This is a genomic window from Stutzerimonas stutzeri, from assembly GCF_038561965.1.
GTDB lineage: Bacteria > Pseudomonadota > Gammaproteobacteria > Pseudomonadales > Pseudomonadaceae > Stutzerimonas > Stutzerimonas stutzeri_AA.
In genome coordinates this window covers 2759944-2784732 of record NZ_CP139348.1, presented here as the reverse complement: position 1 = coordinate 2784732, position 24789 = coordinate 2759944, and the positions used below count along the sequence as shown (strand labels likewise).

19 protein-coding genes are annotated in these 24789 nt (G+C 63.7%); 12 read left to right on the top strand and 7 right to left on the bottom strand.

The genetic code is table 11. The annotated features are described in order from the left end of the window. Positions 1-131 precede the first annotated feature (131 nt). Positions 132-3251, bottom strand: coding sequence for a transglycosylase domain-containing protein (locus SM130_RS12525; RefSeq protein WP_256044899.1), 3120 nt, complete (start codon positions 3249-3251; stop codon positions 132-134). Between the two features lie 194 nt (positions 3252-3445). Here SM130_RS12525 and SM130_RS12520 point away from each other — a divergent pair, with 194 nt between their 5' ends. The 3 genes from SM130_RS12520 (at position 3446) to SM130_RS12510 (ending at position 5371) form a co-directional block, all read left to right on the top strand. Next, positions 3446-4246, top strand: coding sequence for an AraC family transcriptional regulator (locus SM130_RS12520; protein ID WP_102825720.1), 801 nt, complete (start codon positions 3446-3448; stop codon positions 4244-4246). Positions 4247-4412: 166 nt separating this feature from the next. After that, the gene (locus tag SM130_RS12515; protein ID WP_102826128.1) at positions 4413-5063 is read left to right on the top strand and encodes an AzlC family ABC transporter permease; all 651 of its coding nucleotides are present in this window, start codon (positions 4413-4415) and stop codon (positions 5061-5063) included. After that, complete coding sequence (locus SM130_RS12510) at positions 5060-5371, top strand: hypothetical protein (protein WP_102825721.1); 312 nt, start codon at positions 5060-5062, stop codon at positions 5369-5371. Before SM130_RS12515 ends, SM130_RS12510 begins: the two co-directional genes overlap by 4 nt. A 5-nt stretch (positions 5372-5376) precedes the next feature. Here SM130_RS12510 and SM130_RS12505 read toward each other — a convergent pair whose 3' ends face one another. Continuing rightward, complete coding sequence (locus SM130_RS12505; protein WP_102825722.1) at positions 5377-6051, bottom strand: TIGR04211 family SH3 domain-containing protein; 675 nt, start codon at positions 6049-6051, stop codon at positions 5377-5379. A 562-nt stretch (positions 6052-6613) separates the two neighbouring features. Between SM130_RS12505 and SM130_RS12500 the strand changes: the two genes are divergently transcribed. Genes SM130_RS12500 through SM130_RS12490 form a run of 3 tightly spaced genes read left to right on the top strand, consistent with a single transcriptional unit; the run spans position 6614 to position 9031 of the window. Then, entirely contained in the window at positions 6614-7942 is a 1329-nt protein-coding gene (locus tag SM130_RS12500) for a TrkH family potassium uptake protein (RefSeq protein ID WP_102825723.1), read from the top strand. Further along, positions 7932-8627 (top strand): potassium channel family protein, encoded by a 696-nt coding sequence (locus SM130_RS12495; protein WP_102825724.1) that lies wholly within the window; start codon positions 7932-7934, stop codon positions 8625-8627. The genes SM130_RS12500 and SM130_RS12495 overlap by 11 nt, the downstream gene beginning before the upstream one ends. After that, positions 8624-9031, top strand: a complete 408-nt coding sequence (locus SM130_RS12490; protein ID WP_102825725.1) for a GFA family protein — start codon at positions 8624-8626, stop codon at positions 9029-9031. Before SM130_RS12495 ends, SM130_RS12490 begins: the two co-directional genes overlap by 4 nt. A gap of 3 nt (positions 9032-9034) precedes the next feature. Here SM130_RS12490 and SM130_RS12485 read toward each other — a convergent pair whose 3' ends face one another. The 5 genes from SM130_RS12485 to SM130_RS12465 form a co-directional block, all read right to left on the bottom strand. After that, positions 9035-11383: an FdhF/YdeP family oxidoreductase gene (locus SM130_RS12485; protein ID WP_102825726.1), complete on the bottom strand. Its 2349-nt coding sequence runs from the start codon at positions 11381-11383 to the stop codon at positions 9035-9037. Beyond that, positions 11380-12183 carry a formate dehydrogenase accessory sulfurtransferase FdhD gene (gene fdhD / locus SM130_RS12480; RefSeq protein ID WP_102825727.1) on the bottom strand — a complete coding sequence of 268 codons (804 nt, stop codon included), beginning with the start codon at positions 12181-12183 and terminating at the stop codon, positions 11380-11382. The genes SM130_RS12485 and fdhD overlap by 4 nt, the downstream gene beginning before the upstream one ends. Before the next feature lie 101 nt (positions 12184-12284). Beyond that, on the bottom strand, positions 12285-13187 hold the full coding sequence (locus tag SM130_RS12475) for a LysR family transcriptional regulator (protein WP_102825728.1): 903 nt from the start codon (positions 13185-13187) through the stop codon (positions 12285-12287). 50 nt (positions 13188-13237) lie between these two features. Beyond that, positions 13238-14275, bottom strand: a complete 1038-nt coding sequence (locus SM130_RS12470; RefSeq protein ID WP_102825729.1) for an AraC family transcriptional regulator — start codon at positions 14273-14275, stop codon at positions 13238-13240. Between the two features lie 8 nt (positions 14276-14283). Then, the gene (locus tag SM130_RS12465; RefSeq protein ID WP_102825730.1) at positions 14284-15198 is read right to left on the bottom strand and encodes a GGDEF domain-containing protein; all 915 of its coding nucleotides are present in this window, start codon (positions 15196-15198) and stop codon (positions 14284-14286) included. A 1035-nt stretch (positions 15199-16233) separates the two neighbouring features. On the opposite strand from SM130_RS12465, the gene SM130_RS12460 reads away from it, so the two are divergent. The 6 genes from SM130_RS12460 to SM130_RS12435 all read left to right on the top strand — a co-directional run bounded on the left by SM130_RS12460 (position 16234) and on the right by SM130_RS12435 (position 24755). Continuing rightward, a complete protein-coding gene (locus tag SM130_RS12460) occupies positions 16234-18717 on the top strand; it encodes a TonB-dependent receptor (RefSeq protein ID WP_102825731.1) in 2484 nt (827 codons plus the stop codon). A gap of 73 nt (positions 18718-18790) precedes the next feature. Continuing rightward, positions 18791-20704, top strand: a complete 1914-nt coding sequence (locus tag SM130_RS12455; protein ID WP_102825732.1) for a phytase — start codon at positions 18791-18793, stop codon at positions 20702-20704. Positions 20705-20773: 69 nt separating this feature from the next. After that, complete coding sequence (tolQ, locus tag SM130_RS12450) at positions 20774-21487, top strand: protein TolQ (protein ID WP_102825733.1); 714 nt, start codon at positions 20774-20776, stop codon at positions 21485-21487. Between the two features lie 11 nt (positions 21488-21498). After that, the gene (tolR, locus tag SM130_RS12445) at positions 21499-21960 is read left to right on the top strand and encodes a protein TolR (RefSeq protein ID WP_102825734.1); all 462 of its coding nucleotides are present in this window, start codon (positions 21499-21501) and stop codon (positions 21958-21960) included. Then, positions 21960-22763, top strand: a complete 804-nt coding sequence (locus SM130_RS12440) for an energy transducer TonB (RefSeq protein ID WP_102825735.1) — start codon at positions 21960-21962, stop codon at positions 22761-22763. The genes tolR and SM130_RS12440 overlap by 1 nt, the downstream gene beginning before the upstream one ends. A gap of 30 nt (positions 22764-22793) precedes the next feature. Next, entirely contained in the window at positions 22794-24755 is a 1962-nt protein-coding gene (locus tag SM130_RS12435; RefSeq protein ID WP_102825736.1) for a PhoX family protein, read from the top strand. The last annotated feature ends 34 nt before the right edge of the window (positions 24756-24789 follow it).

The window sequence follows — 24789 nt, the reverse complement described above, 5'->3', positions numbered from 1 at the left end:
GAGGACCGAGGCATTCGACAGGCAAACAGGCGAAGCGTCGCGGAGGAAGTCAGATTCAGCGCACTCAGCGGAGCGAATCGCCGAAAGCGACTGGCCTGGCGGCCAGCCGCTACGCTGTTTTTTGCGGGGGGTCAGTTGTCGGCCGAGAGCATGCTGCCAGTCAGTACCGGTAGCTGCTCCGGCTGACACAGCGTGTTCTGGCCCTGCAGATAGGGCAGCAGGATCGGTGCCATGCCCTTGAGCGTCTGTACCGGCAACGCCGAGGTGAAGCGGAAGTTCTCGGCGCCGCGCCCCGGAACATAGGCCGTCAGCGTGCCGAAGTGGCGGGGTCCGAGATAGAAGACGAACGTGGCCGTGCGGTTCAGCGCCAGCGAGCTGATTAGCCGTCCGCCTGCGCCAACGCTCTGGATACGGTTGTCGCCGGTGCCGGTCTTGCCACCCACGCGCAACGCGCTGCCGTCCTCCTGCACGAAGCTGCCTTGCAGACGCCGCGCTGTGCCGCCTTCGACTACGTTGGCCAGCGCATCCTGCAGCGCGCGGGCAACCTCAACGGGCATCACCCGCTTGCCGTCGCCCGCGACGAAGCCCATGCGCGTCTCGTAGGGAGTGCCTTCGGCGAACTGCAGGTTATCGATGCGTACGCTGGGCAGACGGATGCCGTCGTTGAGGATGATGCCCATCAACTCGGCCAGCGCGGCCGGTCGGTCACCCGAGCTGCCCAGCGCCGTGGCAAGCGAAGGCACCAGGTTGTCGAATGGATAGCCCAGCCGCTGCCAGCGCCGATGGATGTCGGTGAAGGCCTCGACCTCGAGCATGATGCGAATCCGGCTGTCGCGTGCACTCTTGTGCCGGCTGCGGAACAGCCAGCCGTAGACTTCCTGGCGCTCTGCGCGGCTATCGACGACCACTTCGGAAAGCGTCGCCTGCGGGTTGGCGATCAGGTAACCCAGCAGCCACAGGTCGAGCGGGTGTGTGCGGGCGATGTAGGCCTGGTCGGGCAGGCTGTAGGCACCAGGCCCATAACGGGTGTAAAGCGCATCCAGTTGCTTGTCGTTGAGGTCGGCGTCCGGCAGATGCTGCTTGAGAAAGCGATCGAACACCGGCCGCTCGGCATCCGGCATCAGGTAGCGATGCACGGCGGCCAGGCGCACCGGGGTGGGCCGCATGCCTTGCAGGAAGGTTTCGATGCGCTGCTCGGCTGTCTTGTCGCGATACTTTTTCCAGAAGCGCTGCAAGAACACCGAGCCCTCACGGTCGGCGAAGCGGGTCAGGTACTCCTGACGACGCGGGTCCTTGTCGTCGTTCAGCAACTCGGCGCTGTTGATGGTTTCGTGGGTGCTGTAGCTCACCAGATCTCGCATCAGGCGCACAAACGGCAGGTTGATCGACTCGCGCAGGGATTCGCGCACCGTGGCGATGCGCCCATCGTCCTCGCGGCGGAAGTTGCCGAAGCGGTGCATGCCCGCGCCAGTGAAGAAGCGTTCGGCAGGGCTGGCCGAATAGCGCCGCTCCAGGGCAGCGTCGAGCATGCGATCGAGACTGCGGTCGCTGTGTGTGGCCAGGTAATCGATGGCCCAGCGGCTGAGGTTGGCCTTGGCGTCGATCTTGCGCAGCTCGCTTGGGGTGAGGTCCGAGTAGCGCTGGTGCAGCTCGGCGATAACTTCGAGGTAGGTCGTCAGTACGCGCAGTTTTGCGGTCGAGCCCAGCTCCAGTTTGCTGCCTTCGTTGATGTCGAACGGCTGGTTGGTGTTGTCAGTCTGTACCCGTACACGGAAGCCTTCCTCGCCACGTTCGAACAGCGTGAAGCTGTAGCGCACCTCGGCGGTTTTCTCGGGCGACAGCATGCGGTCACCGAACAGCCCGACCGTCTCGGCAAATGCCGGATCTGCCAGACGCACCAGGTACTCGCTGATCTGCGCCTGCAAATCGCCTTGCAACGGGGTGCTGGCGGTGAGGTCCAGGCGGTCCAGATCGTAAAGCGGCAGGCCCAGCAGGCCGGCCAGGCGCATGCGCGCCACGGTGATGCCTTTGGTGGCATCGACCGTTTGAATTGCCGAGTCGCGGCTCGGGCTGCGCGCGACGATCCGCTGATTCAATGCTGCGTCGCGAAGGCCAGCATCAATGATGCCGCCATTGGCCAACAGGCGGATGTGGCTGTCGGCCAGCGCTGCCATTTCCTCACGGCCGGCGCCCAGGTAATAGGACGGGCGCCGCTGAGCGATCAGCAGTGAAAGCACCTGACGCAGCGCCAGGCCTCGGGCCTGCGGATCGACATCTTCGCCGCTTCGCGGGTCGAGCAGGCGGTTGAACTCGTGGAAATTGGCACCGAACCACAGGCGCAGGCCATCGGCGATGCCATGCACTTCACCATGACCCGGCGCGGCTGAGAGCGGCACGCTGTTGAGGTAGTCGCGCACGATGCGCTGGCGTGTGGCGAGCGTTTGCGGGCCCTCGCGGTAGGTACGCACGCTGGCGGAAACCATCTGACGGATCTTTTCCTGCGGGTCGCCGGTGCGGCCTTCCGGGGAATGCCGGTATTTCTCCACCTGGGTCGCCAGGGTACTGCCGCCAGCCGCCTGGCCACCCAGGCCGATACGCTTTTCCAGCTGGCTGATCGCGGCCTTGGTAAAGCGTGGCCAGTCCACCGCCGGGTTGGCGTTAGGACGGCTGATATCCAGCAGGCCGCGATCCTCGATGAACAGCAGGCTCATCACCACCAGCGGAGGAATATCCTCGAAGCGCTCGTAGTACTGCCGCGGATAGCTGTTGGCGTAGAGCTGCACGCCGCGACAATCGTTGATCGTAAGCCCAGCCTGCGATTCCTCGGGGTAGGGCGGGAAAAAGCCACGGTTGGTGTAGTCCAGCAGCGCTCGTGAGAAGCGTGCCTGTTCATCGATGCGGAAGTTGCGCTGCGAAAGCTGCTCGATGAAGCGCGGCAGATCCACGTAACCCAAGCGGCGATCAAACGGACCGTCCTCGGGAAACTGAATGCGCGGGCTTGGCCCAGGCATGACGGCGTAATCCAGATCAGCCGCATAGCGGCTTAGCCAGTGTGCTTGCCAGCGAGAACTTTTCAGTTCTTGCCAGCCAAGGTAGCCGCCGCCGGCCAGCAGCGAAACGCCGACGAGCAGCGCCAACCGCCGTGCCACCTTGCGGCGGCCTTTAGCGGGTGTGCGGGATGATTTCGGGGAGGGGGCGTGCTTGTTACGCCCATCCTGGGATGTCTTGTCGGACCGCCATACTGCGCCCATGTGTGCCTGGCTTCCTAGCAGTTCTCTGCGACAAGCATAGTCGGCGCGCAGGGCTTAAGCGATGCCCCTTTGACGAACGGAGCGGCTCAAACGTGGGTTTTCGAAGGCATTTGTTGCCTGGCGTCGCCATCGCTCGCTACCGTAACGCGGGTCAACAACGCCGCCGATGGATGCTCGACCATGGATCAACCCACATGAGCGACGAAGACTGGGTCAAGCGTCCGAATGAGCCGGGACGGCTGGAAAGACTCGAGGCCTATTTCGCCGGTTACGGTTTTGCGCCGCACAGGCACGATACGTACGCCATCGGCTGTACGCTGGCTGGCGTACATCGCTTCAACTATCGCCACTGCGCGCGCTACAGCCTGCCGGGCGACACCATGGTGCTGCACCCGGATGAGCTGCATGACGGCGAGGCGGGCTGCGAGGCCGGCTTTCGCTACCGCATCGTCTATATCGAGCCCGCATTGCTACAGGGGCCTCTGGGCGGCCAGCCACTGCCTTTCATTGACGATGGCGTATCCCGCGATCCGCGCCTGCAGTACACCATCGGCCGCTTGCTGCAGTGTCTGGACAGCCCTCTCGATGGGCTGGAGGAGCAGGATGCGTTGTTCGATCTGGCTCAGGTGATGGCGGCGGTTGCGGGTGCAAAGGGCAGGCGTCGCTGCGTGGATTTTCGGGCTGCCGAGCGCGCACGGGATTACATCCACAGTTTGCTGACGCAGGCGATGAGTCTCGACGAATTGGAGCGCGTATCTGGACGAGATCGTTGGAGTCTCTCGCGGGATTTTCGCGCGCTGTACGGCACTAGCCCCTACCGCTATCTGACGCTGCGCCGGCTCGATCTTGTCCGTCGTTTGCTGCTCGGTGGAACCGATGCGTGCGAAGCAGCACTGACCGCCGGATTCAACGACCAGAGCCATATGACCCGCCACTTCAAACAGGCCTATGGTCTTTCACCCGTTCACTGGCTGCGCTTGATAAGTAGGGTCTGAGCCGTAGGCCCGTTGCACGATCGTGCAAGACGCTTTTGTCAGCCGCCGCCGAGACTGGGTGAAATACGCACTGGCAAGGCAGGGGATACAGGTGACAGACGCGTTAGATGATTTTGAACGGCCTCGATGCCGGCACGCAGCAGCAGAGTCGGCGATGAAGCGAGCACTGCCCGCTGCGCTGTCGGTCATGCCGGTCAGCATGCTGTTCGGTGTGCTGGCCTCGCGTTCCGATTGGTCAATGCTGGAAGTGCTTTTCGTCGGCCTGCTCGGCTTTACGGGCAGTGGCCAGTTCGCAGCGTTGCCGCTTAGCGAAAGCGGGGCGGGTTTTCTGACCCTGGTGCTGGTGACGGCTTCGATCAACAGTCGCTATCTGCCCATGGCGTTGACCACCATCGAACGTCTCCCGCGCCCCGCATTCAAGCGGGCCTTCTGTGCGCATATGCTCGGGGACGAAGCCTATGCCAGCGAGCGCGACGACGAGCCGCCCGCTGCGGTGCTGCAGATCCGTCTGGTCGTTTTTTTCGCGTGGGTACTGGCGGGCGCGCTTGGTGCATTGCTCGGCGGGGCGCTGCCCGAAAACTGGCTCAGCGCTGACATTAATCTCGGCTTTCCGGCAAGTGCCGTGCTGCTTTACCTCGCGGTATCACAGCTGAGGACGAGGATCGGGTTGCTGAATCGCGCGAGGCTTATCGCGATAGCAGCGGTTGCGCTCTGCGCCGCTGGGGTGAGCGGGTTGATCCTGCTGCTTGGTCCGGTGTACTTCTGGGCGCCCGGTGTGCTGATGGCGACGTGGCTGCTCGGCAGGGTGCGCCCATGAATGAATCAGCGCTTATAACTATTGGTGCGCTATGCGCGACCAGCGTACTGGTGCGTATTGCGCCGGTATTCGTCAGCCTTCGGCTGAGCGCACGCAGTCTCCACTTGGTTGGCCAGGTCATGCCCATGGCCGTTTTCGTCAACCTCGCGGTTTACGTTCTATACAGCGAGATCGGAAACGCGCCCGTGACTGGCGGACTGGCGCTACTGATCGTTGCGGCGCTGGCCGCACATGGGCGCGTCGGCCTTATGGGCAGCACGCTGTGCGCGGCTGCCGTCTACTACCTGTTGGCTGCGTATCTGCGCTGACCCATTCAGAACCAGCGATCATTACGTTTGCGACCGCGGGTCAGCGTCGGCAGGATCAGGCCGACCAGTAGCCCGGCACCGGCGATGCTGCCGCCGTAGACCATGTACTGCATGAGCACCTGCTTGTTCTCGTCGCCCAGTCGCGCCTGGGTGGAGCGCAGTTCCGATCGAGCTTCGGTGAGTTCTGTTTCGAGCGCTACGCGGCGGGCGTCCAGTTCGTCGATCAGTGCTTTGCGCGAATCCAGGGTTTCCTGCATGCCCTGCACGCGCACCTGCCAGCTTTGGTCGATGGTCTTGAGTTCCTCGCTCAGCTCGGCAACTTGCTGTTCGAGTTGAGGCAGCCGTTCGGCCTGGCCGGGCACTTCCTGCAGTTCCTTACTGGGAATCCAGACATTGCTGCCGGACTCCGAGCGCACCTGGCTGTAATCGCCCTGGGTGCTGATGAGTTCGACCTTCTGGCCCGAGGTCAATGTGCCAACGATGCGGTAGCCATCGGTAGGACCGCTGCGTACGAAGGTATTCAGGCTGTCGCTGACCCAGCGCGCGTTGGCGGAGGCTTCTTGAGCATTCACGGGCCCAGCCAGAAGAAGAGCGCCAAACAGACCGGCGCCGATGAACTGGCGCGACTTGGAACGAGTGAGGCGGGAGAGCAGGGCAGAAAGATGAAGAGATATGGACATGAAAAGTTCGCGTTATTGGAAGAAGAATAAGCCCATGGGTGAGGGCAGTGGGTCGCTGTATCCGGTAGGTGGCACGTGGCAAATAACCGACGGCGGATACGGGTAGAGCAGCGGGCGAACCCGGTAGTCGCAACTGGAACCCCAGCGTGCAAACGGCACGAAAACAATGGCGCTCCGTAGGGTGCATCAGCTGACTGACAGTCTCGTTTTGTGAAAGTTCAGGCGCGTTGCGCGTGGCACTTGGCCGATCGATCCGATCGATTCTTCCCGGTTGCGAAGCTGAGGGATGCGTTGCGTCCCACAGGTTTATTTATTGGCTGGGGCACGTTCTGGCCGCGCGGGTGCAAGTGCGGACCGGCATGCCGGCGTTGACCAAGCTATTTGCGGATAGACGACTTCGCTGTCTGGTGCTGGAGCGGATGAAAGCCTAAGGTCAGCCTTCGGGCGCTCTATTTCGGTCATCCAGTTGAAGAGTTGACGTAATGCGCCTAGCCTTTCGCTCTGCTTTCAGGGCCGCCGATTCCGGCGGTTCTCACTCTTCGGATCCGTCAATGTGGGTCGAATGAAATCACTGCTGTACCCCGGCAGAGTCGTCGCGCTTGTTTTTCTCTTCGCCATTCTTTGCGGCACAGCGTTGCTCTCATTGCCCGCGGCTCATGCCCAGGGCGAGTCGGCGCCGTGGATCACCGCCTTCTTCACCGCCGTGTCAGCGGTCAGCGTTACCGGGTTGGTGGTTGTCGACACCGGTACCTATTGGTCGACCTTCGGCCAGGTGGTGATCATGGTGCTGTTTCAGCTCGGCGGCTTCGGCATGATGACGCTGGCTACGCTGCTCGGTTTGCTGGTCAACCGATCGTTTCACCTGCGTTCCAAGCTCATCGTTCAGGCCGAATCCCACGTGCTGGGGCTGGGTGACATCACCAGCGTGGCGAAACTGGTGCTGGTGGTGACGCTGGTGATGGAACTGGTGGTGATGGCGCTGCTCACCCTGCGCTTGCATCTGGCGCACGGCCTCGCCTGGGACGAAGCAGCCTGGAGCGGACTGTTCCATGCGGTCTCGGCGTTCAACAACGCGGGGTTCTCGATTCACGATGACGGTCTCGTCCGCTATGCCACCGATGCGCTGATCCTGACGCCAGTCATGAGCGCCATCGTGATCGGCGGGATCGGCTTCCCGGTGCTTTACGACCTGCGCAGCAAGTGGGCCGATCCGCGGCATTGGTCGCTGCACACCAAGCTCACGCTGTCCGGGACTGGGGTACTGCTGGCCGGCGGCTTCTTGGTTGTGCTGCTGTTCGAGTGGTCCAACCCGGGCACGCTCGGCCCGATGGCATGGGCGGACAAGATGCTCTCGGCGGCCTTCATTTCCGTTTCGGCGCGTACAGCCGGCTTCAATGCCATCGACATCGGCGCGCTGACCCACGAGAGCTGGGCGCTGCACTATTTTCTGATGTTCATCGGCGGCGGCAGTGCCGGGACCGCGGGCGGGGTCAAGGTCGGGACAGTGGCCATCTTGGCGCTGATGGTGATCGCCGAGATTCGTGGCAGGCCGGACGTCGAAGCCTTCGGCCGCCGGGTCGGCAGCTCGGTGCAGCGCCAGGCAATCACCGTGTTGGTGCTGGGCAGCGCCCTGGTGGTGCTGGGTACGCTGGTCATCCTGCGCGACACCGATATCCCTACCGATCAGGTCATCTTCGAGGTCATATCCGCGTTTGGCACCGTCGGCCTGTCCACCGGTATTACCGCGGACCTGCCGGAGACCAGTCAGCTCATGCTGACGCTGCTGATGTATGTCGGCCGGGTAGGCACCATCACCCTGGCCGCTTCGCTTGCACTAGGCGAGCATCGAATGCCATACCGCTATCCGGAGGAACACCCAATTGTTGGCTAAATTGTTGTTTTCAGAACAGTTTTCGTTCTCTAAAGGCGATAGCGTGGTGGTCATCGGGCTGGGGCGGTTTGGCAGCTCCGTGGCGCGTTCGCTGATTCGCCTGGGGCATGACGTGATGGGCATTGATCAGGCTCCGGAGCCGGTGCATGCCTGGGCCGATCTACTGACCCACGCGGTGCAGGCCGACTCCACCAATGTCATGGCGTTGCGGCAGCTCGGCGTCGCCGACTTTCCCCACGCCATCGTCGGCATCGGTACCGACCTGGCGGCAAGCCTGATGACTATCATGGCGTTGACCGAACTGGGCATCAAAGACATCTGGGTCAAGGCGCTGACCGCCGAGCACGGACAGATCGCGACGCGGATCGGGGCGCACCACGTGGTTTATCCTGAGGCGGACATGGGCGAGCGGGTTGCCCACCTGATCACCGGGCGAATGATGGATTTCATCGAGTTCGATGACGGCTTCGCCATCGCCAAGATCCGTGCCCCCGAGCGGATTCACAACAGCACCCTCGCAGCTGCCGGCGTTCGCGAAAAGTTTGGCGTGACCGTGGTCGGTCTGAAGCGCGCCAACGAAGAGTTTCAACATGCGACGCCCAGCACCCAAGTGCTCGCAGGCGATCTGCTGATCGTTTCCGGACCGACGCACGACATCCAGCGTTTCGCCGGCCACGGCCGATGACCACCCTCGAACCAGCTGAGCAATTCAGCGGAGGGTGCCTGTGCGGCAACGTGCGGATCGTGGCGTCAGGGCAGCCTTATCGAGTCGGGCTCTGTCACTGCATGGACTGCCGCAAGCATCACGGCGCGTTGTTCTACGCCGCGGCGGTGTTTGCGCAGGAGGCAGTAACCGTCGAGGGCGAGACGGCCGAATATGCCGGGCGGCATTTCTGCCCCCGTTGTGGCTCGTCGATTTTTGCCCGCAGTGGCGATGAGATCGAAGTCAACCTGGGTTCGTTGGACGCGCCTGATCAGCTGACGCCGACCTACGAGTGCTGGACCGTGCGTCGCGAGGGCTGGTTACCACCGTTTCCGTTCAGCCGGCGCTACCTGCACGATCGGGACGACGCCAGCCGCTTCGAATGATCGTCATTGCCCGCTGGCGATCAGCCGCTGCGTTTTCTCCCGCGTGTTTGGCAGCACGCGAATCGCGATGAACTTCGACGTTGGCGTGTGGCTGCGGTCGCCGAAGCTTTCCAGCGGCACCAGCGGGTTGGTTTCCGGATAGTAGGCCGCTGCCTGGCCGAGCGGGGTGTCGTAGGCGAGCAGGGTAAAACCGCGCACGCGGCGTTCGATGCCGTCATCCCACAGCGAAACCAGATCGACCTGCTGGCCGGCTTCCAAGCCCAGGCGCTGGATGTCTGCAGGATTGACGAACACCACATTGCGCATGCCTTTCACCCCGCGATAGCGATCATCCAGACCGTAGAGCGTGGTGTTGTACTGATCGTGAGAGCGCAACGTCTGCAGGATCAGGTCGACGCTGGTGCCCGGCTGGCGCGCCTGTTCGGGTACCAGATCGTCCGGCAGCGGTTGTGCCTTGAATTCGGCGCGACCGCTGGCGGTGTTCCATTCCCGTCGCGCGGCGGCGTTGCCAAGGTAGAACCCTCCGGGGCGGTGCAGACGGTGATCGAAACCGGCGAAACCGGGGATGGTTGCCGCAATCAGCTCACGGATACGCGCGTAATCTTCCACCAGCCAGAGCCAATCTACCGGACGCTTATCTAGGGTCGCTGCGGCGATGCCGGCTACGATCGCCGGCTCCGAACGCATCTGCGACGAAGAGGGTTCGAGCTGGCCTCGCGATGCATGGATCATGCTGAACGAGTCTTCCACCGTGACGGCCTGTGGGCCGCAGGCCTGGCGGTCGATATCGGTGCGGCCAAGGCACGGCAGGATCAGCGCGTCGCGGCCCATGGTCAGGTGGCTACGGTTGAGCTTGGTGCTGATCTGCACGGTCAGCTCGCAGTTGCGCAACGCCTGTTGGGTCCGCGGGCTGTCCGGCGTCGCCTGGGCGAAGTTGCCACCCAAACCGATGAACACCTTGACCTGCCCGGCGAGCATGGCCTGGATGCACTCGACCGTGTTGTAGCCGGGTTGACGTGGCATCGTCAGGTCGAACTGGCGTTGCAGGGCATCGAGCAGCGCGATCGGGGGGCGCTCGTTGATGCCCATGGTGCGGTCGCCCTGCACGTTGCTGTGGCCGCGCACCGGACAGGCACCAGCGCCGGGCTTGCCGATGTTGCCGCGCAACAGCAGCAAGTTGGCGATTTCCTGAATGGTCGCCACCGAATGCCGATGCTGAGTGATGCCCATTGCCCAGCAGACGATGGCCCGCTCGGCGCTGCGGTAGATCGCTGCGGCGTGGCGAATCTCTTCCCGATCAAGCCCCGATTGTTGTTCGATCAGCGACCAGGGCGTGGCTTCGACCTGAGCCAGGTAGGCGTCCAGACCGTGGCTGTGTTCAGCCAGGAAGGTGTGGTCGAACACGGCTGGCGCGCCGCTGGCCTGGGCTTCCTGTTCCCACTGCAGCAGGTACTTGGCGATGCCGCGCAGTACGGCGAGATCGCCACCGAGGTTGGGCCGCAGGTAGGCGCTGTGGGTCGGCGCATCCTGGTTGGCGAGCATCTCGATGGGCTTTTGCGGGTGCTGAAAGCGCTCCAGCCCACGTTCGCGCAGGGGATTGAAGCAGGCCACCTGAGCGCCGCGTTCCACTGCCTGGCGCAGCGGTTCGAGCATGCGCGGGTGGTTGGTGCCGGGGTTCTGACCGAGGACGAAGATCGCATCGGCGTGGTCGAAGTCCTCCAGCGTCACGGTGCCCTTACCGACTCCGATGGATTCGCCAAGCGCGACGCCACTGGCTTCGTGACACATGTTCGAACAGTCGGGGAAGTTGTTGGTGCCGAAGCTACGACCGAACAGCTGGTAGAGGTAAGCGGCCTCGTTACTGGCGCGGCCGGAGGTGTAGAACGCTGCTTGGTGTGGGCTGTCCAGACGGTTCAAATGGCGTGCGATTAGCGCGAAGGCATCATTCCAGCTGACGGGCAGATAGCGGTCGCTGTCGGCGTCGTAACGTACCGGTTCGGTCAGGCGGCCCTGGTATTCGAGCCAGTAGTCGCTCTGCTCGCGCAGTTGGCTGACGCTGTGACGGGCGAAAAAGGCGGCATCCACACGGCGCCGCGTCGCTTCCCAGTTCACCGCCTTGGCGCCGTTTTCGCAGAACTTCACCGCGCCGGGCTCGGGCGAATCACCCCAGGCACAGCCGGGACAGTCGAAGCCGCCGTTCTGGTTGGTGCGCAGCATGGCGCGGATGTTCTTCAGCGCATTGCCGCTGCCAAGCCACGCACTGGCCACGCTGCGCAGTGCGCCCCAACCGCCGGCTGGGCCGGCATAAGGTTGGAAGCGGGTGGCGGGATGGAAGCGGGACGTGCGGCTCATGGGTGGCATCCGTTCTGATCGGGCAGCGCTGGCGCCGGGCTGTAGACCCGTGGCGTGCTGTGGTGGGGCAGGTGAATGAGGTTGAGGTTGTGCCGGCGCGCCCATTCGACGGTGAGCTGGGTCGGTGCGGAGAGGCTGACCAGCGTACCGATGCCGGCGCGCACGGCCTTGTGAATCAGCTCCAGGCTGCAGCGGCTGGTGACCACGACAAAACCTGTGCTGGGCTGCCGACGTTGCCGCTGCAGCGCGCCGATCAGCTTGTCCAGGGCGTTATGCCGACCGATGTCCTCGCGGCACAGCGCAACTCCGCCATCGCCGTCGACGTACAGCGCCGCATGCAATGCGCCGCTGTCGCGAGCCAACAGCTGTGCTTCGGTAATGCGCTGGCGCAGGTTGTGGAAATGCGCTTCGGGCGGTAGGTCGACTGACGAAAGTGGCTGGAGTTGTGGCAATGCCTGTTCCAGCGCCTCCACACCGCATAAGCCGCAGCCACTGTGGCCGGCCAGCTGGCGACGTTGCTGCTTGATGGCCCAGAAGGCTCGCGGGCTTACTTGAACGTCGGCGTGGCGGGCAGCGCCACTGCCATGCAGGCGCAGGTCGCGAAGCTCATCGATGCACTCGATCAGCCCAGCGCTCAGGCTGAAGCCGATGACGAAATCTTCCAGGTCCAGCGGCGTCACCATCATCACTGCCTGGTTGAGGCCGTTGTAGCTGATGGCCAGGGCGCACTCTTCGGCCAGACGCGCCGCGCCGGCAGTCGGATCGTTGGCATTTGCGGCGCTAAGGGTGGCGTACTGCATGGCGGTGGCCTGCGACAGGTCGACGCAGGGAGCCTAGGAGCGCAGCGTGGCGCCGTCCAATCGCTATGTTCGATAGGCTGATCGAGCGTATCGATCACGCGTCAAGCGGTGGCTGGTTTTTGCCGTTGCAGCAGCTCGCGTGCTTCGTCGAAACAGGCTTCGCCCAATGCCGAGCGGGGTGATGCGCGACGCAGGATCAGCCCCAGTGGCGCGAGAGTGCTGGCGTTATCGATGGGCGTCAGGCTCAGCCTGCCGTCCAGCGCTTCGAGCCCGCTGTCCAGCGGCATGATTGCGCAACACAGGCCGGCAGCCACGGCCTGCAGCAAATGGTGCACCGCATCGGTCTGCAGCCGGGGCGCAAGGCTCAGGCCCCGGCTCCGCAGCGCATGGTCGATGGACTGGCGAAAGTGCATGCCCCCCGTCAAAAGGCCGAGCGGCAACTCGGCAAGCGCTTCCCAGCTCAGCGATGGCGCGTCGAAGCGGAAATGGCGCTCGTCATGCAGCAGGCCCATGCGGGTTTCGCCGAGTGGCAGGCTGGTGAAGTGCGCTTCATCCAGTCGTTCCAGGTAGGACAGCCCCAGATCCAGCAGATTGCGGTTGAGCCGTTCGAGGATCTGTTCGCTGCTTAGCGCGAACAACTCGAAGCGCAGGTTCGGGTGGCGCTCGCCGAAGGCCTGCACCAATTGCATCGGGTCGAAACCGGCCAGCGGCACCACGCCCAGACGCAAGGTGCCGACCAGCTGGCCGCGGCACGAGGCGGCTTCGGCGAGCAGGCCGTCCTGCGCCGCCAGCAGGCTGCGCGCCCAGGCCAGAATGCGCTCGCCCTCGGGCGTGAAGCCTTCGAAGCGCTGCGTGCGGATCACCAGTTGCAGGCCGAGTTCGTCTTCGAGACCGCGCAGGCGCATCGACAGCGTCGGCTGGGTGACATGACAGCGCGCTGCGGCCTGACCGAAATGCCGCGTTTCGTCCAGCGCCACGAGAAACTTCAGCTGCTTGATATCCATGCCCGGCCCGCTCGCATCGAAGGTTGTGCGGGCGGCACCTTAGCACGCCGTCAGGTCGCGTCGAACAGCGGTTGCAGGCCGCTGGGCACTACACCGGTCCAGCGTTTGAAGGCGCGACGGAAGTTGGTGGTGTCGTTGAAGCCGAGGTGTCTGGCAACGGCCTCGTTACCCAGACCCTGGCTTTGATAGAGGTAGAGCGCAACGTGCGTGCGCACCAGATCGAGTTGTTCCTGAAAATGCGTGCCGTGCTTGGCCAGCTTGCGCTTGAGCGTTGCCGGGCTCATGGCGAAAGCCAGGGCGACGCGCTCCAGGTTCAGCGGCTCGCGGATGTGGTCATGCAGGTATTGATAGAAGGCATCGAGAAAGGCGCAGGGGCCTTCCAGTGCGTCGATCTGCTGCTGGCTCGCCTGCTGTGCGACCTGGCCAACCGTCGCCGAGGCATCCGGCCAAGGCTGATGCAGATACTCGCGTGGCAGGCTGAGCAGGGTCAGGTGGCGGTCGAACTGCAGCGCATCGCCCAGGTGCACCCAGTACTGTTCGATATGTCGCGGCTGCGCGTAGGCGAACTGAAAGCGCCACGGCAGGCGCAAGCCGCTGCCGCGTTTGCACAACGCGACGATGGCGGTCAGGTGCGCCTCGATAAGAAAGCGCAGGTGTTTGCCGGCGCTGCCGTTGTCCAGCCAATAGATGTGCAGCTGCTGTTCATCCAGCAGCAGCCTTGGAGCCAGCAGCGGGCAGAGCAGGGCGCGGAACTGGCAAAGACGCTCCAGCGCCTGCTCGAGGTTGCAGGCATTTTCCAGCGCCAGGCTGACGTCGCCGTAGTGCCCGGGCAGCAGACGTTGGCCGAACAGAAAGCTGCTGTCCGCCGCGCCGAGCAACCGCTCGGTATTGCCGACAAGTGTAAGCAACTGCTCCGGGCTGACGCGGGCACGACCACTGGCGACGTCTTCGTAAAACAGTCCGCTGCCGCGCAGCAGCGCATGGCTGTCGATGCCGCGCGACAACGCCAGGTCCAGCAATACCGCCGGCTGATGATGTGCGGCGATGAAGCGTGTGTCCCATTCGTACCAGCGCAAGGGGCTTTCCATTGATCGCCTCAGGCGCAGCGTGGCAGCGATTGCTTGGCCCTGGCCAAGCCGAGATTGAGACGTTTGAGCAGCTGCTCGACATCGTCATCGAAGGCCATCACCACTGCGGTACTGGCGCGCAGGTGGAGCCGCTCGCCATGCTGCCGCGTCTTGTGCGCGAGGCTGGCGATGGCGGTCTGCAACTCCTCGGCGAGCTGCCGCGCCTGTTGCTCGGCGGTATCGGGCAGCAGCACGACGAACCGATCACCCGCCAGGCGGCAAAGCAGATCCTGATGGCGCAGGTTGAGTACCAGCAACTGCGCCACGGCCTGCAGCACCAGATCGCCTTCTTCCTGACCGTAGCGCTGATTGACCCGGCTGAATTCGTCGAGGTCGACCGCCAGCAGCGACAACGGCCGCTGATCATCGGTGGCCTGGCGCAGGGCGAGATCGAGTTGACGACGCAGGTACTCGGCTGTGCCCAGCGGGGTCAGGTTGTCGAACAGACGGTGCTCGCGAAAAAGCCGCTCGCGTTTGTGCATCTGCGCATTGATGGCGCGCTGTTCCTGATTCAGGTGGTAGATGCCGAAGGTCAGCAGGATCAGGCCGACCGGCATGGGCGCGGTTTCCAGCCAGTTGTCCCAGGCGATGTGGGCGGGGATCTGGATGAATTCATCGAGCAGGTCCATCCACCAGGAAAAGCAGATGCAAGCCAGGCCCAGCGCCAGCAGACGCGTTACACGACCAGCTGGGCGGCTGTGCAACAGCATGATCAACCAGGCGAGGGCGAGTACGGCGCAACCGCCTTCACCGACCACGTCCATCCAGTCGATCTCGCCCCAGGATTTGATCTGGCCGACGGCGAGGAGCAGCTGCAGGCCGACGTTGGCGGCCAGGGCGAGGCCTAGCAGGGTGAGGGTGTGGAGTTTCAGCAGGGATTTCATCAGGTCTCCGTGGCGTGGGTTCGCGCCAGTGCGTGAGGGCACGGAAACAGATGGATGTGACAGTTGGATGAATGGGGTGGGGGTTGAATTGGCTCAGAGGGTTTTTAATCTTTTGCGGCGTCAGACGAATTATGGAGTTGCTTGATAGCTGGGTTTCGCCCTGCTGGGCGACCTACTTTTTCCAGTCGCGGAAAAAGTAGGCAAAAACGCTTGCCCCTGCATCCGGCCCCGGCTGCGCCGGGGTTCGTTCTCTACGCCGCCGTTCCGAGGGTCGCCGTACAAGGGCCATCCATGGCCCTTTACGGCTCTCGCGGCATCCATGCCGCTCGCCCCTCTACACGACGGCTCCGTTCACCCTCCTGAAGGGGCGATTGGGAGTCGCCTGGGAGGCAGTGCAAGCAGAACGATAAGCAGCCTTAGGCTTCCGCGGGTTAGAGGATCACTCAAGGTTTCTACGTTTCAGCATAGGAGCCGTGCTTTGGCGCTCTGCATTACGTACGCGAAGCATTTCTACGACCTGTCCACATAAAAAGGGGGTAGCTCTGCATGTACTTGCACAGATCACCAGGTAATACGAATGCCTCTTTCAGGAGGCCGAATGGAATCGTTGCGTAGGGGAGCGAGCGGCATGGATGCCGCGAGAGAACTAGGCGTCCCCCGTAAAGCGCCATGGATGGCCCTTGTAAGCCGACCCCTGGAGCAGCGATGTAGCGAACGAACCCCGCGCGTAGCGCGGGGCCGTATGCAGGGGCAAAGCGTTTTTTGGTTACTTTTTCCCGGCCGGGCAGGCGCGTCTGGAAAAAGTGACTCGCCCAGCAGGGCGAAACAGAAACTTCGACCCCTTCGAAAAACGGCTCTGACGCGCAGTCCGCCCTGAAAACAGGTCATATCAGCTCAATCCCGCTCGCAAAATCCCCGAAAACCCCCTGTTCCAAGCCATCCCCGAACCCCCTGTCACAGAACCGCCATATCCCCCGCCTACCGTCCGCTGCAGTTCCGGGATGGACCCGGTAAACACCGTTCGGGGGATTGTTCATGAGCACATACCGCAGTGGCATCCGCGGTGCAGGATTCCGCATCAGCCTGCTGGCCCTGGCCGTCAGTGCCGGTTCGGCCTGGGCCGAAGAGCCACTTGTCATGGAGCACGTTGAGGTTGTCGGCCAGGCGGTCAGCATCGACGAGGCACTGAAGGACCAGCGTCGTTCCGACAGCGTGAAGAGCGTGGTGCATGCCGACGGCATCGGTCAGTTGCCGGACGACAATGCCGCCGAGGCGCTGCAGCGCATTCCGGGCATCTCGGTCGAGCGCGACCAGGGTGAAGGGCGTTTCGTCAGCGTGCGCGGCATCGCGCCGGACCTGAACAGCGTCACCATCAACGGCACCCTGGTGCCCTCTCCGGAAAGTGGCCGTCGCGCGGTAGCGCTGGACGTGCTGCCTTCGGAGCTGGTGCAGTCACTGTCGGTGGTCAAGACGCTGACCCCGGACATGGACGCCAACTCCCTCGGCGGCACCATCGAGGTGGAGAGCCTGTCTGCCTTCGACCACGACGGGCTGTTCTACAGCATCAGCGGTGAGGGCAGTTATGACGACAACGTCGACAAGAGCAGCCCGAAATTCTCCGGGGCGATCAGCAACCGCTTCAGCCTGGGCGATGGCGTCGACAACTTCGGTGTGGCCGCGGCTGTCAGCTGGCAAGAGCGCGACTTTGGCTCCGACAACGTCGAAACCGGCGGCAAGTGGGATTTCGCTGACGATGGCGCCCGGCTGCGAGAGTTCGAGCAGCGCGATTACGAGATCACCCGTGAGCGCACCGGCTTCGGTCTGAACTTCGACTACAAGCCGGACGATGTCAGCAGCTACTACCTGCGCACGCTGTACAGCCGCTTCAAGGACACCGAGACCCGTAACGCCGCGGGCGTGGAGTTCGACGACGCGCAGCTGCCTGGCGAGACCGGAGACGCCGAGGGCTGGCGCGAGCTGAAGTCCCGCGAGGAAACCCAGACCGTCCAGTCCTATGTGTTTGGTGGTGAACGCATGATGGGCCTGTGGACGCTGAGCGGCCAGGTTGGCTACAGCCAGTCCCGCGAGCGAAACCCAGGTGGCATCTCCGGTGCGACCTTCGAGGGTGACTTCGCCGATGCCGGTTTCTCCAGCAGCCGCAAGCCGCGCCTGACGGTTGATTCGTCGTTCTACGACCCGGCGTCCTTCGAACTGGACGAGGTGGAGTGGGAGAAAAGTGACACCCGTGACCGCGAGAAGAACATCCGCCTGGATCTGGCGCGTGACTACGACATTCAGGGTTACGCCGCGCAGGCCAAGTTCGGCGGCAAACTCAGCCGCCGGCACAAGGACAACGACAGCGAGGTCTGGGTGTACGACGATTTCGACGACCTGACCCTGGCCGACTTCCAGAGCGGCAAGGTCGATTATGCGCTTGGCCGCTTCGGCCCGGGCATCAGCGCCTCGGCAATCAAGGGCGCAATTGCCGGCCTGGATGCCAGCCAGTTCTACGATGAAGAAGAGTCGCGCATCAATGACTTCGACATGCACGAGGACATCAACGCGGCCTACTTGATGAACACCGTGGACATCGATCGCTGGCGCTTCATCGCCGGCCTGCGCTACGAAGGTACGCGTTTTCGTGCCAAGGGCACCGGCATGCGCGACGATCAGTTCGAGTCGGTTTCCAGTAGCAACAACTACCACCACTGGCTGCCGGGGCTGCATGCGCGCTACCAGCTGACCGACGACACGCTCATCCGTGCCGCCTGGACCAACAGCGTGGTGCGCCCAACCTTCGGCCAGCTCGCACCGGGCTTCGTTATTGACGGCGATGACGCCTCGTTCGGCAATCCTGATCTCAAGCCGCTGGAGTCGGTCAACTACGACCTGGGCATCGAGCACTACATGGGCCGTGCCGGCGTGGTGTCTGCCTACCTGTTCTACAAGGACATCGACAACTTCGTCTACAGCACCGACCTTGCCGGCACCGGGCAGTGGGGCGCGTTCGATGAAGCGCTCAGCTTCCAGAATGGCAGCAGCGCCAAGCTCTACGGGCTGGAACTGGCCTACTCGCAAAAACTCGATTGGCTGCCGGCGCCTTGGAACGGCCTGTTGCTGGGTGCCAACGCGACCTTCAGCAAGTCCGATGCTGACATCGAAGGGCAGGGCATGCGCCGCAGCATCGACCTGCCGAATCACTCCGATACGGTCGGCAACCTGATGCTTGGCTGGGAAAACGACCGGGTCAACCTGCGCCTGGCGGCCAATTACAAGTCCGACTACCTGTACGAGGTGGCTGGCATCGACGACAAGGCCCACGACCTGTACGTCGACGATCAGCTGTTCGTCGACTTCAAGGCCGGCTACTTCCTCACGCCGAACCTGCAGCTGACCTTCGAGGCGCTGAACCTGACGGACGAGTCCTACTACGTCTACGCCGGACACCGCTCCTACAACGCCCAGTACGAAGAGTACGGCCCGACCTACAAGCTCGGCCTGACCCTGACCCACTTCTGACCCCATGCCGCTCCGATGCCCGCCGTTCCCCTTTCGGCGGGCATCGGCCCGCGGCAGCCTGAATGGAAACGCCATGTACGCATTACCCAAGACCGCGCTGCTCAGCTTGTGCATCTCGCTGGCGGCCTGCCAGTCGGCAAACCACGATGAGCCCATCAACGCGGTGCAGCTGAGCTTCAGCGAACCTGTGCAGGCTGGCCTCGAATACGCCCAGCTGACGGGCAACACACCCTGGGCCAGCGCCGAGCGCATCCAGGTTGATAGCAAGGGGCTGCACCTACTGGATGCCAGTGGTCGCACCCTCGCTGAATATGCCGGGCGCTTCGAGGGGCTCGATCACCGCGCCGATCAGCGCGGGCTGTTTCTGGCAACCGTCGAACGCAAACGTCAACAGGCGATGCTGATTGGCCTGGATGGCCAGCGCGCCTGGAGCCAGCCGTTGTATCTGCCGCGCACGGCCTTTGCCATCGAAGGGCTGTGCCTGTATCGCGACAGCGCACGCAACGATTTCGTCTTTCTGCTTGGTGAAGAAGGCGTCGGCGAGCAATGGCTGGTCGCTAGCCAAGGCCGCCTGCTTGACGAGGCTCGCCGGGTGCGAGGGCTCAGCCTGCCGCCGGAGAGCGCCTTCTGCCAGACGGACGACGCAACTGGCCTGCTCTACGTAAACGAGGAGACCGTCGGCCTGTGGCGCTACCCGGCCGATGCCGAGGCGCCTTTGCAGCGCGAGCCGGTAGATCTGCGACAGCCATTTGGCGGCCTGGCCCAAGCGGCGGCCGGCATGGCGCTGGTGCCGGGCGGCCTGCTGGCACTCGACCCGGAAGTGCCCGCGTTGCACTTGTACCGCCAGACCCAGAACGGTTGGAAAGCCGACGCTGTTCTTGCTCTAGAGGGCTTCGACGAGCCGGAGCAGATCAGCGCTCGCCGCTCTCAGAATGGCGTCGAGCTGCTGCTGGCGGACGAGCAAGGCGTGCATCGCGGTCGCCTGGCCTGGCAGCCACAAGCGCTGGCGCAAACGGCGCCGATCGTGAGCTTGCCTGCAGCGGCCCAGACCGATGCCGTGCCGAGCCTGGGTGATGCGGCAGACGATCCGGCGATCTGGATCAACCCGCGCAATCCGGCGCAGAGCCGCGTGCTCGGAACCGACAAGAAGGGTGGTTTGCTGGTGTACGACCTGGATGGGCGTGAGACCCAGAACCTGCGCGTCGGTCGGTTGAACAATGTCGATGTGCGCGGTGATTTCCGCCTGGGCGCAAAGCGTGTGGATCTGGCCGTAGCAAGCAATCGGGATCACAACAGCCTGCACCTGTTCGCCATCGACCAGGCCAGCGGTGTGCTTGACGACATCGGCCAGATCGCCACGCCGCTGACCGATATCTACGGCCTGTGCATGTTCAAGGATCGCCAGGGCGGCATTCATGCCATCGCCAACGACAAGGACGGCACCTTCCTGCAATACCGTCTCGATGGCAGCTCCGGCAAGCCGCGTGGCGAGCTGGTACGGCGCTTCAAGGTGGAGACCCAACCCGAGGGATGTGTAGCCGATGACCGTAATGAGCGGCTCTTCGTAGGCGAAGAGGATGTCGCGGTATGGGTGCTGGATGCCCGTGTCGGGGCGCCGACGACGCTGGAAAAAGTAATCGGCGTCGGCGGGCCGGTATACGACGACATCGAAGGCCTGGCGCTCTATCAGGGTACGAGCAGCGACTACCTGGTCATTTCCAGCCAGGGCAACGACAGCTATGTGGTGCTCGATGCCCAGGCGCCCTATGCCGTGCGCGGTGCTTTCCGCATCGGCCTGAATGCCGAGCGCGGCATCGATGGTGCGTCCGAGACCGATGGGCTGGAAGTCACTTCAGCCAACCTTGGCGGAATCTGGAGCCGCGGCATGTTGGTGGTGCAGGACGGCCGCAAACGCATGCCCGAGGGGGCGCAGAACTACAAGTACCTGCCCTGGTCGGCGGTCGCCGATGCGCTCGGGCTGGACTGAATGTCATCGCCCTGTAACCGACCCGTCATCCAATAGCAGCTGCCCACTTGGGGCAGGAGGAAACGAATCATGCAAACGACTTTCGAGCACATGTCCGTCTGGGGCCTGATCAGCGAGGCCAGCCTGGTGGTCCAGGCGGTGATGGTGATTCTGGTGCTGGCTTCGGTGTCCAGCTGGTATCTGATCATTCGTCGCGGTGCTGCATTACGCAGCGCCGAGCGCCTGCAGCGCGCTTTCCAGCAGCGCTTCCGCCAGGGTGGTGATCTGGCCAAGCTTTACCGCGAGGGGCAGGAGCAGCCGCTGCCGGAAGAGGCCGCGTTGCAGCGCATCTTTCTCGCCGGCTATACGGAGTTCGCCCAGTTGCAACGCCAGCCTGGCATCGCGCCGGATGCCGTGGCGCAGGGTGTCGAGCGCAGTCTTTATGTGGCCATCGCCGAGCAGGAAGAGCGCCTGGAGAAAGGCTTGCAGTTTCTTGCCACGGTTGGCTCGGTCAGCCCGTACATCGGCCTGTTTGGCACAGTGTGGGGAATCATGAATTCTTTCCTCGGGCTGTCGCAGGTGCAGCAAGCGACGCTTTCCACGGTGGCACCGGGTATCGCCGAGGCGCTGATCGCCACGGCGATCGGTCTGTTCGCCGCGATTCCGGCAGTGATGGCGTACAACCGCTTCGCTGCCCGCGGGCAAACGCTGACTGGCCGCTACTACGCCTTCGGCAACGAATTGCAGGCGCGACTGCACCGTCGGCTGCATGCCGGTTCGCCCAGCGTTGCCGCAGCCGCCTGAGGAGAGTTGCCATGCTAGTCAGGCCACAGCACAAACACGGGCCCAAGGCGGAAATGAACGTGGTGCCCTATATCGACGTCATGCTGGTGCTGCTGGTGATCTTCATGGTCACCGCGCCGATGCTGGTACAGGGGGTCAAGATCGAGCTACCCAAGGTGGCAGCCGAGGCGCTGCCGGTCGAAAACGAGCGACAGATCCTCACGCTTTCGGTGAAGGCCGAAGGCGGCTTCTATTGGAATCTGGGTAGCGAACTGGACATCGACAACCAGACCGACAGCGCCGTCGACCTGGCCGAGCTACAAGCCAAGGTTGGCGCGATCATCGCCGAGCGGGGCGACACGCAGGTTTACATTCGTGCCGATGAGGCGGCCGATTACGGTCGTGTGGTGGCGGGGATCGCTGAACTGCAGCGCGGTGGCGTGCTCAACCTGGGGCTGATTACCGAGGCGCCTGCCGAGGCCGGGCAGCCGTGATGATGACCTTCAGCACACCCGCCACGCATGGCGCCGAAGTTGCTCCGCGGCAGTGGATCGGTCCTGCCGGGGCCGCATTGCTGACCCTCGGGCTGCACGCCGGGTTGTTCTCGTTGCTGCTTACGGGTTGGACACCGGCGCTTGAAACGCCTGTCGCTGCGCAGGTAATGCGCACCCAGCTGATCAGCCTGCCGTTGCCGGCTGTGCCAGAACCGCTGATCGAACAGCCTGTCGAGCCGGTGGTCGAACCGCTGCCAGTGGAGACGCAAGTCGATACCGGGGCGCAACAGCAACGGCTGGAACAGGCCGAACTGGCATTCAAGCGTGCCGAGCAGGAGCGCGAGGCCGAGCAACAGAAACTGCAGCGCGAGCGCATCGAACGGCGGCGTGGAGCGCAGCGCAAGGAGCAAGTCCGCGAGCAGGAGCGGCTGGCCGATCAGGCCCGGCTGGAAGAAGCCCGGCGCCAGGCGCAAGCGACCGAACGCGCTGAGGCCGCTGAACGTGCACGCCAGGCTGCGGCGGCCGAAGCGGCCAGTCGTCAGTACTTGCCGATCGCCAAGAAGCCCCCGGTGTACCCGCAACGCGCGCTGGACTCCGGCCTGCAGGGCTCGTGCACGGTGAGTTACACAGTGGATGCCCAGGGTCGCGCGCGCTCGCCCAAGGTGGTCGGCGACTGCCACCCGCTGTTCATCCGCCCATCGCTTACGGCCGCCGAGAGCTTCCGTTACCAGCCGCGCATCGTCGATGGCCGGGCCGTGCCCGTGCCGGATGTACGGAACACCTTTCACTACCGCATCGAATGATGCGAGTTGCAGACCAAGGATTCATTTTCGATGAAACAGGATTTCACTGAGTTCCACGCCAGCGTTGCAGCTCATGACGATCAGCCGGTCAATCCTAGCGGCAATGCATCGCTGGCGCAGACCATCGACCACCGCCGCCGCGGCCTGCTCAAAGGCGGCCTGGGTCTGGCCAGCATTGCCTTTCTCGGTGGTCGGATAGCAGGCGCACGCGCGGCGACCGGGAGCGGTTCGTTGCTCGGCTTCGAGGGCATTCCTGCCCGGCTTGATGCGCTTTTCGACCGGGTCGAGGTGGCGCCTGGCTACAGCACACGGGTGTTTTTTTCCTGGGGTGACCCGGTGCATGCCGATGCGCCAGCGTGGCAGCCGGACGCCAGCGACGATTGGCAGGCGCAGTTGAAACAGGCCGGCGACAACCACGACGGCATGCATTTCTTCCCGTTCCCCGATGCACCAGAAAGCCGCGGCCTGCTGGCGATCAACCACGAGTACGTCAACCCGACGCTGCACCCCGATGGCATCAGCCTGGTCGACGGCCGGCGCCCGTTGGATCAAGTGCGTAAGGAACAGGCGGCCCATGGCGTAAGCGTCATCGAGGTGCGCAAGGATGCCCAGGGCAAGTGGCAGCGGGTGATGGATTCGCCGTACAACCGGCGTGTCTCAGGCCTCACGCCGATGGCGATTGCCGGACCGCTGGCCGGCCATGCAGCAATGCAAACCATGGACGACCCCGAAGGGAAGACGGTGCTCGGCACGCTGAACAACTGCTCCAGCGGCTTCACGCCCTGGGGCACCTATCTGGTCTGCGAGGAAAACTGGCACAACTACTTCGTCAACCACGACGCCGACGACCTCGCAGCACGCATCTCGCATAACCGTTACGGCATTGCCGGCAGCGGCATGAGCAAGCTCTATGGCTGGGAGACGGCCGATCCGCGCTTCGATGCTACGCCCCAGGCGGATCAGCCTCATCACGGCTATGTCAACGAACCGCACCGCTTCGGTTGGGTAGTCGAGGTCGACCCCTTCGATCCGAAAAGCACGCCAATCAAGCGCACCGCCTTCGGCCGCTATTGCCGGGAATGCTCGGTGTTGTCGTTGGGCAATGACGGCCGCATGGCCTTCTACTCGGGCGATGACACCAAGGGTGAGTACGTCTACAAGTTCGTCCCCAGTGGCCGCTTCGTGCCCGGCGCGGACGCCGCCAACCGCCGCTTGCTGGATGAGGGCACCTTGTACGTAGCCCGCTTCGATGGCGACGGCAGCGGCCAGTGGCTGGCGCTGGTGCATGGCCAGCACGGCCTGACCGCGGAGAACGGCTTTGCCAGCCAGGCCGAGGTTCTGCTCAACGCCCGTGCCGCCGCCGACCGCGCCGGGGCGACGCCAATGGATCGGCCGGAATGGGTAGCCGTGCATCCCGATACCCGCGAGGTATACGTCACCCTGACCAACAATGATGGCCGCGGCGCCAAGCAGCCCCTGGACAAGGCCAACCCGCGACCGAACAACCTGCATGGGCAAATTCTGCGCTGGAATGAAGAGGGCGGTGACCCGGCGGCGACGCGCTTCGAATGGGAGGTCTTCCTGCTCGCTGGCGAGCGCCGCGGTGCGCGAGATGCCGAAGGCCGGGCGGTAGCCGCCAACCTCGTCGGCACCATAGACGGTGACTGTTTTTCATCCCCAGACGGCCTGGCCTTCGACCGTGATGGACGACTGTGGATCGAAACCGACTTCGACGACGACCAGCCGGCGATGCAGGCGATGGGCACCAACCAGCTGCTCTGTGCCGATCCGAAAACGCGCGAGGTGCGGCGCTTTCTGGTGGGGCCGCGCGGCTGCGAGATCACCGGCATCACCTGGAGCCCGGACTATCGCGCCATGTGGATCAACGTGCAGCACCCGGGGCTGAGCTTTCCGGCCAGCGATGGTCGATCCCGCCCGCGCTCGTCCACCGTACTGATCACCAAGGACGATGGTGGCGTGATTGGCAGCTGAGCTTGCCCGGTGATGCTGGCCAGGCCTGGGCCGG

Excerpts from the sequence above, each read along its gene's own strand:
- tolQ (WP_102825733.1), top strand. The coding sequence starts at position 20,774 with ATGCAAACGACTTTCGAGCACATGTCCGTCTGGGGCCTGATCAGCGAG.
- SM130_RS12460 (WP_102825731.1), top strand. The coding sequence starts at position 16,234 with ATGAGCACATACCGCAGTGGCATCCGCGGTGCAGGATTCCGCATCAGC.
- SM130_RS12455 (WP_102825732.1), top strand. The coding sequence starts at position 18,791 with ATGTACGCATTACCCAAGACCGCGCTGCTCAGCTTGTGCATCTCGCTG.
- SM130_RS12490 (WP_102825725.1), top strand. The coding sequence starts at position 8,624 with ATGACCACCCTCGAACCAGCTGAGCAATTCAGCGGAGGGTGCCTGTGC.
- tolR (WP_102825734.1), top strand. The coding sequence starts at position 21,499 with ATGCTAGTCAGGCCACAGCACAAACACGGGCCCAAGGCGGAAATGAAC.
- SM130_RS12470 (WP_102825729.1), bottom strand. The coding sequence starts at position 14,275 with ATGGAAAGCCCCTTGCGCTGGTACGAATGGGACACACGCTTCATCGCC.
- SM130_RS12440 (WP_102825735.1), top strand. The coding sequence starts at position 21,960 with ATGATGACCTTCAGCACACCCGCCACGCATGGCGCCGAAGTTGCTCCG.
- fdhD (WP_102825727.1), bottom strand. The coding sequence starts at position 12,183 with ATGCAGTACGCCACCCTTAGCGCCGCAAATGCCAACGATCCGACTGCC.
- SM130_RS12505 (WP_102825722.1), bottom strand. The coding sequence starts at position 6,051 with ATGTCCATATCTCTTCATCTTTCTGCCCTGCTCTCCCGCCTCACTCGT.
- SM130_RS12510 (WP_102825721.1), top strand. The coding sequence starts at position 5,060 with ATGAATGAATCAGCGCTTATAACTATTGGTGCGCTATGCGCGACCAGC.
- SM130_RS12520 (WP_102825720.1), top strand. The coding sequence starts at position 3,446 with ATGAGCGACGAAGACTGGGTCAAGCGTCCGAATGAGCCGGGACGGCTG.
- SM130_RS12500 (WP_102825723.1), top strand. The coding sequence starts at position 6,614 with ATGAAATCACTGCTGTACCCCGGCAGAGTCGTCGCGCTTGTTTTTCTC.
- SM130_RS12465 (WP_102825730.1), bottom strand. The coding sequence starts at position 15,198 with ATGAAATCCCTGCTGAAACTCCACACCCTCACCCTGCTAGGCCTCGCC.
- SM130_RS12525 (WP_256044899.1), bottom strand. The coding sequence starts at position 3,251 with ATGGGCGCAGTATGGCGGTCCGACAAGACATCCCAGGATGGGCGTAAC.
- SM130_RS12435 (WP_102825736.1), top strand. The coding sequence starts at position 22,794 with ATGAAACAGGATTTCACTGAGTTCCACGCCAGCGTTGCAGCTCATGAC.
- SM130_RS12485 (WP_102825726.1), bottom strand. The coding sequence starts at position 11,383 with ATGAGCCGCACGTCCCGCTTCCATCCCGCCACCCGCTTCCAACCTTAT.
- SM130_RS12475 (WP_102825728.1), bottom strand. The coding sequence starts at position 13,187 with ATGGATATCAAGCAGCTGAAGTTTCTCGTGGCGCTGGACGAAACGCGG.